The following is a 10,309-nucleotide window of genomic DNA, read 5'->3' as shown; positions in this document are numbered from 1 at the left end:
AAGCACAAAGCCGCACCAAGCGCGCTAGACCTCGGGGTCTCCCTATCAATTTTTTCAAGGAATCACCATGTCCACTGTTGTCGCAACACTTTCGACCGTCGAATCCGATCAGCCTGCAACGACCGCAGCGCAAGGCGGCATCACCTTCACGCTTTCGGGCGGCGCACCCTCCCAACTGATCGCCGCGGCTCCCTATTCGGCATCGTTCTCCGACGTTGCGCCGGGCTCGTACACCGTCACGACGCAGGCCGTCGACGTGAACGGTAACGCTGTTGGTGCCGCAGTTACCTCCGAAGAGTTCGCCGTAGCCGCGCCGGTGCAATACAACCTGCCGTCCGGTCTGAACATCTCGGTGCAGTGATGCGCCGGGCGCTGTGGCAGTTCTGGCCGCACTGGTTGCGTCGACGTAAGCGCGTGCTCTATGCGATGCCGCACTCGTTCCGCATCCACATCAACCGATAGCCGCCTCCGGGCGGCTTCGTCGTTTCTGGAGCCCAAATGGATAAAACCATCTCACCGAGCATGCAGAAGATGCTCATCGCTGCGGTCCTGTTTGCGGCGTGGTCCTACCTCGTTTTTACGGGGAAGGTCTCTGCGACCGACTACGTCGAGAACCTGAAGTACGGTCTCGGCGCGCTCGGTCTGTATCACGTCAGCACCGCGCCAGCTCGCGCGGCAATCGCAGCCGCCAAAGCTGCCGCAGCGCCGCCCAATCAACCCGCACCCACGACCGTAGTCAACTCCTAATCGCCTCACGTTCTGAGGCAAATCTCAAGGAAATCAACTCATGTTCAAAAAACTATGCCTCGCGGCAGGCCTGTCCCTGCTCGCTTTCTTTGCTGCCTGTGCAAACGCCCCCACGCTTTCGCCAGCCCAGCTCGCAAATGCACTCTGCCCGCCGACCAATATCGCAATCAGCGACTTCAACGCGTTCTCGAAGCTATATCCCACTCTCCCAACCGTGCAAACCGGCAGCAAGATCCTGACGACGTACCAGCCGGTCGTGAACGCTGTTTGTGCTGAAGGTGCGGCCATCACGGCTACCAACGTTCAAGACCTTATCAGCCAAGGCATTCCTGCCGTAGCAGCAATTGCCGCTACGGTGCCGATGCCTGTGCAGACCCAAACGGCCATCCAGGCTGGCTTTGCCGCTGCAGAACTGATTGTGGGCATGGCTGGTTTGTATGAGAACGCGCTTTCGACGGCTCAAGTCTCCGCTGCGGCTGGTGGCTCCGCAGATTCGGTTGTGTTCGCAGCGAAGATGTCGGCGAAGCCGTTCAAATGATGAAGCCGATCCGCGTCGCTCTCAGTGGCAGCGGATTTCGCCTGGGCGCCCACCTCGGGGCGCTCCAGGCGATTGAAGATGCCGGATACGAAGTCGTCGAGCTGGCCGGCACGTCCGGCGGTTCGATCATCGCCAGCCTCTATGCCAGCGGAATGCCGTTGGACGTCCTGCGCGAGCTGTGTATGTCGCTCGACTGGTCGCCCATGATGTCGTTCTCGCCATGGACGCTGGTCACCAAGCAAAGCCTCTGCTCGGGCGATGCGCTGCTGCAGTACCTGGAAAAGCTCACCGATGGCAAGACCTTTGCCGATCTGTCAATCGACCTGAAGGTGATCGCCTCTGACCTGCTGACCGAGAAAGAATTTCTGTTTAGCAGAGCGACGACTCCCGATGCGTCGATCGCTCTGGCTGCTCGAGCGTCGGCGTCGATCCCGGTCGTCTTTACGCCGGTCCCGTACAAGAACGTGCTGTGCGTTGACGGCGGCTGCTGCGACAACATCCCGGCCAGTCACCTGACCGTCGACGGCGTGCCGCGCGTGGGGATCTACCTCGAATCGGACGATGCACCGCTTTTGCCGGGTGCGTACGGGCTCGCCACACTGGCGCCGCGGATGATCGATCTGCTGCTCGCGTCCAATGAAAGCTCCCACGTGGAGCTCGACACGAAGAATGGCGCGCAGATCATTCGCGTTCAGACCGGGTTCGCGTCGAGCTTTGACCGCAACATGCCGGCCGCTACGCGTCAGAAGCTGTACGACGTGGGCCACGACGCCACTACCGCTGCACTCCAGTCCTCTCCGGTGACCGCATGAAACTAGGCAAGCTGCCGGCGCGGCACGATCCGCGCGTGCCCCATCTATCCCGGCACATGATGGTGGGAGTGCCGAAGCCCGCAGTGGACTGGACCGGCGCGGTGAAGTCATGGCCGATGCTGGCCAACGATGTGCACGGTGACTGCACAGCCGCTGCGGCCTATCACATCTCTCAGCTCTGGCGCGCGAACTCGTCGCTTGACGCTTGGCAGCCGACCGATCAGGAAGCACTAGCGCTGTATTCGGCGACCAGCGGCTTTCCGAAAGTCGACGAGGGCGCCGTCGAAATGGACGTGCTTCGCTACTGGTCGACGTTCGGCATCGGTACAGACATCGGTACCGAAACGATCGCCTTCACGTCGCTGAACCCGCAGAATCTGGACGAGCTGAAACTCTCGATTCAATGGTTCGGCGCGGCGTACCTCGGCGTTGCGCTGCCACTGTCGGCGCAGACCCAGACGGAATGGGATGTCGTTGCGGGTGCGGACAGCCTGACGGCGCCGGGTAGTTGGGGTGGTCACGCGGTCTGCGCGGTTGCCTACGACGAGACCAGCTTTACGGTGGTGACGTGGGGAGCTCTGAAGAAGGTCACGCCTGCTTTCATGCAGAAATACCTCGACGAGGCGTATGCCGTCGTATCGCGGGATTGGCTGGCCGATTCGGGTATCTCGCCGCCCGGACTCGACTGGGCCGCGCTCACGCGAGACATGGAAGCGATACAGGTCTAATCCTGTATTTGCGTTTTACAGGTGATCGCTTGTATCGGGATCGCCTGCACCCCTCAGCACGACTCTCGCGGCGCCTCCTCACGGCATCAAAATATTAGAAAGTTTCTAATATGGTGCTCGCCACGATTAAAAATTGAGCACAACGAAAAAACCCGCACAGCCTTACGGCGTGCGGGTTAGATCTTGGTCGGGGCGAGAGGATTTGAACCTCCGACCACCTGCACCCCATGCACCCGCGCCGATTCATCTTTAGCTTTACAAATCAAGGCATTGCAAAACAGCTTTCTAATATAATGCTCTAGTTTTATGCGCGTGGCGATGCGCTTTTGCGCGATACTCACGCCATCTTATTAGAAGCTTTTCAGGCTGACTTTTTCACTGGGAGCGCCAGTCTGACCGTCGAAACTGGCACCTCCCGCGATTTGATATATCCCTCTGTTGTCGAACGATCAGTGTGCGCTCCCGCCACCTGAAGAGCGTCGATATCGTACCCAGCTTTCTTGGCATCCGTCAGCGCCTTCGCGCGAATGTCCTTGATCGTGTATGGCGCCTCGTCTAGGCCGCACCGGTCCATCGCACCCTCCCATGCGTCGCGGCACGCCTGATCCGTCTTCGGCTTGCCGTGCTTGTCGCGAATCACGTACGTCTGCCCGAATGCTGGATCAAGTTTTCGCGCTCGATCGAGCACCGCTTCGATCTCCGGAGTGATCGGCCAATCGACCATTTCACCGCTCGAGTCCTCGGTCTTCGACGGCAGGAAGTGAATGACGCCCGACTCTCGATCAATGTAGCTGCTAGTGAATCGCTCCCCCTCATCGACATTCCATCGCAAATTCCGGATCTCGGTTGAGCGTTGAGCGGTCAGATAGCAGAGGTCGATAAAGCACTGCATCATGGGGCCCGTCTGCACCTTTGATTGCTTCCCAGTCTTAGGATGCGGCTTCGACACCATTAGCGCGTCTCGAATGGCCAGAAAGGCTGCATCCGGGATATACACCGTGCGCACCTTCGGTTTCTTGACCTTCACTTCCCGTGCCGGATTGATCTTGAGCAATTTCTTCTTGACGACAAGCCAGTTGAAAAATTTCGATACCCAAGCCTTCATGGCCCTCTGAGACGACAGTTTGCCTGGCCATTCACCGGTGACAAAGTCCTCAATCGCACTGGCATCCATCAACTCGACATTCCAGTCCCGGAAGTAACTGGCCACCACATCGCCGCGTCGCACCCATTCGTCCCGGTACGTTTCCGCATAGGCGCTTTTGTGGAGATCCACGAACTCGCCGACCAGTTTCGACAGGTTGCCGGCGCCGATCGACGGCTCGAACTTCCTCTTCTCCTCTGCGAGCCGCTCGAACATGCGGCGATCGCCCTCGTCGACTCGCGATAGCTTGATCCACTTGTTGTCGTGGCGCACCCAATAGTAAGCCCCTGATTTCGCGTAAACGCGGCTCGGCAGGCCATCGGGTTGCGCGCGGCGGCGTGCATTCATGCTGCGGCCTTCCTCATCGAATAGACCGGCGGGCGCATTGGCGCAGCGCCGGAGAGTGGCCCGTTCGTCAGACCTGCTTTCCGCGCCTGTAGCGCCTCAAATGTAGCCCAGGTCAGCACGATTGTACCGTCGCCGCGACGCACCACATCAATGTCAAATTGGCGTTTGAACCAAGTGGCTTGCGCCGAGCAGCGTTTCTTTCCGGTCACCTCTTCCAGGTCCCGGTCAGACATCAAACGCTCATTCATTGCACACCTCGAACATTCTCTCCGGCTTACCGGTGACGTTATAGATTGGGTCGAACCTCGCGATCATTTCCGCTTCCAGGTCTTTCAACGTGTCGAGCGACGATTCTATGAGTGAGATACCGTCGAATTCCTTGTCTGATCGAAGGTGCTGAGCAATGCGGGCAAGGACGTTGCGCGACATACCCACATAGACGACTTTTCCCATGCGCCACAGGAAATAGACGCCACAAAGACTACGCGGGAAGCGCTCCATGCGCATGATCTCTACGATGTCGGGAAACGGACTGAGGGGCACCTTATTAGCCATGGCAGCCTGGTAGGCTGAGCGCAACACGACGAGCGAACCGTGCGGCCGCAGTTTGTGCGGGATATCGTTCGTGATCATCCATCTCGCCTGTGCCCAGTGCGTTCTACACCCGGTCAATTCGGTCAACTCTTCGTCGGTCAGGAACATCGAGTCCATTCAACCTCCCACAGCTTGCTTGTCAGTTCCAATATTCGTTGCGCGGCTTCAGTCATACTATGAATTCAAACGTTTGGGTCGAGCGTTCGCGGCGATGTTAAGCGAGCACTTCGACCCTCCAAACCACAGCAGGTGGTAGTTATGGCGAAAATCGTTCACCTTGAGCACGGCGGCTACGTCTATGTGATCGACGAGATCAAACAGAAACTGAACGGCGGCACGTGGCGCGCCACAGGCAGCATCGGTCACTTTGATGGCGACGAATACGTGCCGGAAATCCAGAATCTGACGGAGTACGATGCAGGATCCCCGATGGGCGCGGGTTTTGCGCTCGAAGCGCGGATTAAGTCGATCATCGACGAAAAGAACGCGAAAGTAGATCAAGGGTGAGCCCTTCGGAATTCGACCACCCACACCCACGGGTTGGCGTCCCACCCATAGCCGCGCCCAGCGTTTAAACCATCCCAGAGCGTCCGGAAAAGATCGCGGCACATATTGCTCGAGCAATCGTGGCGGATTTCAACGCCATCCGGCCAGCGCGGCACCATGCCTTCCGCAGCGGCGTCCTGCTCGCTGATGTCGCAAAGCCGCTCGACGCGCACCCCGGTCACCTCAAGCGTGATTCTCGATGCCCACCGAGGCATGTGGATGGATGGCTTCCAAGAGCCATACGCGTATTCGTCGTGGCTAAAACCATCTGCCCTATAGACGACATCGTCATCGCACCTCGTTTCAGGTGCGGCATTGCCGCGATACATGTGAGCGAACGTCTCGCGCACCCACAGACGATCACCTGGCGTTCCGTAAGGGCATTTGCAGCCCCATGAACCATCTTCGCTGTATGCGCCGAAGATCACGCTTCCCGGCTCTTCCTCTCCGCGCCAATTGATCACGGTCGGTTCATAGTGCGCGACATTGATTGCTGCTACGCCCTCGGGCGGTTGATTCTTCAAGACGCGCCGCGTCTGCGTCTTACTGCCATCGAGCAAAGCGCGCACCATCGCGCCGCTGAAAATGATCGGACGTTCTTTCACTTCGCCTCTCCTTTATCAGCCTGAGCGGCGATAGCGCACGCTGGCGCGCTGAAGTTGATACCGCATGCTGCGTTCGCGCAGATCTTCTGGAACGGCGCATTTCCTTTGCCGCATACCGGGCACTTCCATCCGATCTGAGTAGATTGATCTTTGAATTTGACTTCGCTTTTGCACCCGCGCAGGCATCGACCTTCGCGAAAACAGTCGCCTCCCGTGGCTGTGCAGGTCGATCGAGGAATGAAGTCGCTCATGATTGCGCCTCGCCGGTGCTGAGATAGACCCGGAGCAGGTTGCCGATGGACTCAGCAGAGTTACGCCAATCCCGCGCACCTGCTATCAGATTATCCAACTGCTCTTGCGTCAGCACCGCTACTGGTGGCTGAGCACTGGCAGGGGCGGCGTAGAGAGGGCGCCAGTTCGTGCAATTTGAATCGGGGCTAAGGATCAGCACTCCATTGCTATCAGCCAAGCCTACCCGCCGCTTGTCCATATTGGAACTTGCCAATTCGAGATGCGGATTGAGGCCCGATCCAATCCTATCGTAAAGCCACGCTACCGGCACACCCGCAACAGGCGTGCTATCCGCTGCGGGCGGGGCGACGCATTTCACGCTGTCAATCGCAGATAGCATCCGACGGGCTTCATCGTCTGTGCATTCGAACGCCTCGCATTCTGCCCAAACCGCGTCTTTAAGCGCTCGAATGCGTGCGGCGGATAGTTCGTTGCTCATATCAGGTCCCTATAAGGTTTGGCGCGGTTTGCGATAGGTCTTCGTCAGCGCGGCATTTACCGAATGTCCACGGTCGCGCACGACATTCGCCAATAGCGCGCGATCGTGGTGACTGGCCGATGCCTGCCGCAGCAAGCCGAAATAGCTATTCGCCATCTCGTGGACTGTAGATCGGGAGGGTGGTGTGCGTCGCCACGGTTAAGCGCTCCTTGATTTGCCGGACAGAATCGCCCGAACAGCGGTCTTCGAAACGCCGAACTCTTTGGCCAGCACGTGACTTCCGTTACCTCGAACTCCGGGGACATAGCGTCGACGGATTTCGGCTACCTGATCATCGGTCAGCTTTGCCTTCGGATGACTCTCCCCTTTGCACTTATTGGCACGCCCCTTCGAAAACATGTCTTGGACGTTTTCCAACTGCGTTCCCGGGCTGAGGTGCCCGAGATGGATGCACGCCGGGGTGTCGCACGAATGCATCAAAACCTTTCCATCCGGGACTGGGCCGTGATGCAGCTCGTAGTGAACGATATGGGCGGCGCGGACCTTCCCACCGGTCTTGATTCGCCCATATCCCTTGTCGCTCTTCATGCCGGTCCAGATTAGGCAATCGCCAACCTTTACCGTCTTGGAAAGCAACTTTTCTTGCAGGGAGAGTTTGTTGTTGGCCATTGCTGACTAAATGATTAAATTACTCAATAACTAATCTGCGGACGGCACGCGCGCGGCAATAGCTGTCGCCCTTGCGGTAGTAGGTCTGGTAGCCGTAGCCGAAGTACTGATACCAGGCGTACGCGCTATCCGACTCATGCGTCTCCGCTGACCAGTACCAGGCTTTCTCGAAACTCTCCTTCAGGTTGGCGAACAGCAGCGATTGCTCGCGCCGGTTCGGCAGCCCACCGCCCTGCTTCGACGCCCAGTTCATCGCCTCCGACCAGGAACCTTTGTCGAGGTCGCCCGGGAGAAGAATCACGTGCCAGCTCGACTCTCCGCCGTTGCTGACGATCATCCCTGCATATTCCTCGCCGGGCTTCAGATCGATGGTCACCTCTGGGAAGTACAGCGTCGCCCTCTCCTTCTGCTGCTTTTCGAAGGCTGCGATCATTTCGCTAACCCTCGTTTGTTCCGCCTTGATGGCATAAAGCGTGATCGTCATTGCGGATGCTCCTTTTAAATTGATGAATGATTAAATTGACAATCTGCGGACGGCACGCGCGCGGCAATAGCTGCCGTCCTTGCGGCCGTAGCTCTGGTTGCCGTGGTAGAAGTACTGATACCAGGCGTACGCGTCATCGCTGTGATGCGTCTCGTTGCTCCAGTACCAATCCTTCTGGAACGAATCGCGGTGGTTGGCCCACAACATGGCCTGCTCCACCCGATTCGGCAGATCTCCGCCGACACTCTTGGCCCACTCCAACTGCTCGGCCCACGGCGCATCGTCGTTGTCGACCGGCAGCAGAATCACGTGATGGAAATCGCCGTTCTTGTCGCCAATCGCGCCGACATACACTTCGCCCTCGGCGAGCGGCGGAATCTGAAGCTGTTGCATGCACATCTCCTTGTTTGGGGAAAAAGCAGGCGCCGTACAGGCCGCCCTTCAAAAACACACGCCGCAGAGCGGGTACAACTGCGACGGGCCAATCAAACTACTGAGGGCGCCACTCGCTACCGCGAACGACCCGGCCAACCGGCTCCAACACGAGCACCTCCGATTCCTTCTCGGTGCGCACCAGCAATGCCGCACGCTTCTGTGCCTTGTCGAGCGACGCATGACGCTTCGGCGCGGCGTAGCGGCCGACCGTGACGAACAACGGAGACTTCGCGCCAACCGGCCCGAGCGTTAACTCGTCGATGCGCTTTTCGAGGATCGCGTTGTTCACCTTCAGTCGGGCGGCCAGGGTCTTGAGCGATTCGTTCTCGACGCGCAGCTCGTCGCGCTCGGTCGCGGTCTTCCGCCCTACCTCGACCATCTGGCGCGCAGCGTCGATTGCTCGCGCCAGAGTCGGCGGCAAGCCCAGCACGCTGAGCAGTTCGCGCATCTTCTCCACCACGTCGGTACTGAAGGACGGCTCGGCCACAGGCTCCGTCGCTTCCTGCTTCACGACAGGCGGCAGGCTCAGGACCGGCACCGGATTGCATTCGACGGTCGAGGCGGCCGGTGCGGGTTTCGGTGCCTCACCGCGCGAAAGCCAATACGCGTACTCGCCCTTCGACATCTCGCGCTCGAGCGTCCCGTCCTTGATCATCGCGTTGAGTTCACGCGTGACGTCGAGCTGGGGCAGGCCGACGCGGCTGGCGATGGTCTTCGCAGTCGACTGCTGGACGGTCCCGAGGTACTTCTCGATATCTGCTCTCACGAAGCCTCCACATATCCATAGACAACGAGGTCCGGTGCATGGCCGTCGTTGTAGACCGCGTCCGCGATCCGATTGAGATCGGTCCCGGCCGGCATCGCGTCGCCCTTCGTGACGCGCTCAACCGTGCGTTTGGCAATCTCAAGCGCACGCTCGCGGGTCAGCGAGATCCAGACACGCTGGCCAGCCAAGGGCGCGTGACTCGGCGCGTACTTGTCGAGGTTCCAGTTGACGTGCTTGAGGGACGCTTCGCCGCACGATGGACACGCCATGCAGAACGCGGTAACGCCGTCGCGGCTGTTCCAGATCCGCTCACGGTGCCCGCATTCGCACGCGTACCACATGAGGCTGAAAGCCTCGTTGTGCAGATGGCCAAAGCTAGTACGCGGCGCCACGCTAGCGGCGACCGGTTGCTGTCCTTTGCTGGCCGCACGCTGCGCCGCGCGGCGAATCTCGCGCGCGGACATGGATTGATCGGATGGCTTGCCGTTCATTGCGCGCCGCCGTTGTCTTCGTGCCACTGCTTCCAGCCCTTCACCCAGGCGATGCACAGCGCGCCGGCCATCACCGGGCATTCGCTCTGCGGCTTGCCTTCCTCGGCGGCGAGATAGCCCGCTTCCTCTGCCGCATCGAGTTCTTCCTTCAGCGGCTGATGCTCGATCTGGCGCGCGTCGACGTCGATCACGTCATCGCCGGGCGGGCCGTCCATGCCGTCGCCGTCTTGGGATGTGTATTCCTTGCCCAGATCCATCGCGCGCTGGTCGGACTCGCCCTTGATCTCATCCATGCCGCCCGTGTGATCCTCGGCGCTGGCCACTACCACGAGGACCGCTTTGCTCTGCGCGTCGTATAGCTCATGAAGCGACGCAGCGGCCGCGCTGAATTTGATCACCGCCTTAACGCCATCCTTGATGGTGATCTGGTCGAGGTCACCGGCAACTACCGTGCGACCGGCGCTGGCGAGCGTATGGACGGCCATTCCAACCTGCGACGCCACGCGGGCGCGCAGGCGGTCAATGATGTCGTCCTGCTTCTTCTGCGACAGCTTCACCCAGGTGTCGGGCAGCAGCTTCAGTTCGGTCACAAGCGCCGAGAGCAGATCTTTGCCGATCGAATCGGCGGTCATTGCGCGGAAGTCATGAGGTGCGTTCATCGAATGTCCTTCA

At 59.4% G+C, this 10,309-nt stretch carries 18 protein-coding genes; 6 read left to right on the top strand and 12 right to left on the bottom strand.

What is annotated here, in order from left to right:
- Nucleotides 1–67: 67 nt before the first annotated feature.
- From WCA85_RS26165 to WCA85_RS26145, 5 genes are all read left to right on the top strand, one after another.
- Nucleotides 68–361, top strand: a complete 294-nt coding sequence (locus WCA85_RS26165) for a hypothetical protein (RefSeq protein WP_424067767.1) — start codon at nucleotides 68–70, stop codon at nucleotides 359–361.
- Between the two features lie 137 nt (nucleotides 362–498).
- Nucleotides 499–747, top strand: a complete 249-nt coding sequence (locus tag WCA85_RS26160; RefSeq protein ID WP_424067766.1) for a hypothetical protein — start codon at nucleotides 499–501, stop codon at nucleotides 745–747.
- 40 nt (nucleotides 748–787) lie between these two features.
- Nucleotides 788–1,285 carry a hypothetical protein gene (locus tag WCA85_RS26155; protein WP_424067765.1) on the top strand — a complete coding sequence of 166 codons (498 nt, stop codon included), beginning with the start codon at nucleotides 788–790 and terminating at the stop codon, nucleotides 1,283–1,285.
- Nucleotides 1,285–2,097 carry a patatin-like phospholipase family protein gene (locus WCA85_RS26150; RefSeq protein WP_424067764.1) on the top strand — a complete coding sequence of 271 codons (813 nt, stop codon included), beginning with the start codon at nucleotides 1,285–1,287 and terminating at the stop codon, nucleotides 2,095–2,097. Before WCA85_RS26155 ends, WCA85_RS26150 begins: the two co-directional genes overlap by 1 nt.
- Nucleotides 2,094–2,825 carry a hypothetical protein gene (locus WCA85_RS26145; RefSeq protein WP_424067763.1) on the top strand — a complete coding sequence of 244 codons (732 nt, stop codon included), beginning with the start codon at nucleotides 2,094–2,096 and terminating at the stop codon, nucleotides 2,823–2,825. The genes WCA85_RS26150 and WCA85_RS26145 overlap by 4 nt, the downstream gene beginning before the upstream one ends.
- Nucleotides 2,826–3,186: 361 nt before the next feature.
- Here WCA85_RS26145 and WCA85_RS26140 read toward each other — a convergent pair whose 3' ends face one another.
- From WCA85_RS26140 to WCA85_RS26130, 3 genes are read right to left on the bottom strand one after another with little or no spacing between them, the layout of a single operon-like run.
- Nucleotides 3,187–4,317: a tyrosine-type recombinase/integrase gene (locus tag WCA85_RS26140; protein WP_424067762.1), complete on the bottom strand. Its 1,131-nt coding sequence runs from the start codon at nucleotides 4,315–4,317 to the stop codon at nucleotides 3,187–3,189.
- Nucleotides 4,314–4,565, bottom strand: a complete 252-nt coding sequence (locus WCA85_RS26135; protein WP_424067761.1) for a DUF4224 domain-containing protein — start codon at nucleotides 4,563–4,565, stop codon at nucleotides 4,314–4,316. Before WCA85_RS26135 ends, WCA85_RS26140 begins: the two co-directional genes overlap by 4 nt.
- Entirely contained in the window at nucleotides 4,558–5,028 is a 471-nt protein-coding gene (locus WCA85_RS26130) for a DUF4224 domain-containing protein (RefSeq protein WP_424067760.1), read from the bottom strand. The genes WCA85_RS26135 and WCA85_RS26130 overlap by 8 nt, the downstream gene beginning before the upstream one ends.
- A 141-nt stretch (nucleotides 5,029–5,169) precedes the next feature.
- Between WCA85_RS26130 and WCA85_RS26125 the strand changes: the two genes are divergently transcribed.
- The gene (locus WCA85_RS26125) at nucleotides 5,170–5,418 is read left to right on the top strand and encodes a hypothetical protein (protein ID WP_424067759.1); all 249 of its coding nucleotides are present in this window, start codon (nucleotides 5,170–5,172) and stop codon (nucleotides 5,416–5,418) included.
- Here WCA85_RS26125 and WCA85_RS26120 read toward each other — a convergent pair.
- The 9 genes from WCA85_RS26120 to WCA85_RS26080 form a co-directional block, all read right to left on the bottom strand.
- Nucleotides 5,409–6,062, bottom strand: a complete 654-nt coding sequence (locus WCA85_RS26120) for a hypothetical protein (RefSeq protein ID WP_424067758.1) — start codon at nucleotides 6,060–6,062, stop codon at nucleotides 5,409–5,411. The genes WCA85_RS26125 and WCA85_RS26120 overlap by 10 nt on opposite strands.
- Nucleotides 6,059–6,313 (bottom strand): hypothetical protein, encoded by a 255-nt coding sequence (locus tag WCA85_RS26115; protein ID WP_424067757.1) that lies wholly within the window; start codon nucleotides 6,311–6,313, stop codon nucleotides 6,059–6,061. The genes WCA85_RS26120 and WCA85_RS26115 overlap by 4 nt, the downstream gene beginning before the upstream one ends.
- On the bottom strand, nucleotides 6,310–6,792 hold the full coding sequence (locus WCA85_RS26110) for a hypothetical protein (protein WP_424067756.1): 483 nt from the start codon (nucleotides 6,790–6,792) through the stop codon (nucleotides 6,310–6,312). The genes WCA85_RS26115 and WCA85_RS26110 overlap by 4 nt, the downstream gene beginning before the upstream one ends.
- A gap of 198 nt (nucleotides 6,793–6,990) precedes the next feature.
- Nucleotides 6,991–7,461 (bottom strand): HNH endonuclease, encoded by a 471-nt coding sequence (locus tag WCA85_RS26105; RefSeq protein WP_424067755.1) that lies wholly within the window; start codon nucleotides 7,459–7,461, stop codon nucleotides 6,991–6,993.
- Between the two features lie 19 nt (nucleotides 7,462–7,480).
- Complete coding sequence (locus tag WCA85_RS26100) at nucleotides 7,481–7,945, bottom strand: DUF1566 domain-containing protein (RefSeq protein ID WP_424067754.1); 465 nt, start codon at nucleotides 7,943–7,945, stop codon at nucleotides 7,481–7,483.
- 30 nt (nucleotides 7,946–7,975) lie between these two features.
- Nucleotides 7,976–8,338, bottom strand: coding sequence for a DUF1566 domain-containing protein (locus WCA85_RS26095; RefSeq protein ID WP_424067753.1), 363 nt, complete (start codon nucleotides 8,336–8,338; stop codon nucleotides 7,976–7,978).
- 97 nt (nucleotides 8,339–8,435) lie between these two features.
- The gene (locus WCA85_RS26090) at nucleotides 8,436–9,146 is read right to left on the bottom strand and encodes a 1-pyrroline-5-carboxylate dehydrogenase (RefSeq protein ID WP_424067752.1); all 711 of its coding nucleotides are present in this window, start codon (nucleotides 9,144–9,146) and stop codon (nucleotides 8,436–8,438) included.
- Nucleotides 9,143–9,637 (bottom strand): hypothetical protein, encoded by a 495-nt coding sequence (locus WCA85_RS26085; RefSeq protein WP_424067751.1) that lies wholly within the window; start codon nucleotides 9,635–9,637, stop codon nucleotides 9,143–9,145. Before WCA85_RS26085 ends, WCA85_RS26090 begins: the two co-directional genes overlap by 4 nt.
- Complete coding sequence (locus WCA85_RS26080) at nucleotides 9,634–10,296, bottom strand: ribosome modulation factor (RefSeq protein ID WP_424067750.1); 663 nt, start codon at nucleotides 10,294–10,296, stop codon at nucleotides 9,634–9,636. The genes WCA85_RS26085 and WCA85_RS26080 overlap by 4 nt, the downstream gene beginning before the upstream one ends.
- Nucleotides 10,297–10,309 lie beyond the last annotated feature (13 nt).

Source organism: Paraburkholderia sp. (genome assembly GCF_049581445.1).
In the GTDB taxonomy this organism is placed as follows: domain Bacteria; phylum Pseudomonadota; class Gammaproteobacteria; order Burkholderiales; family Burkholderiaceae; genus Paraburkholderia.
The sequence above is the reverse complement of the archived record's forward strand: the minus strand, read 5'-3'. Positions and strand labels throughout refer to the sequence as shown.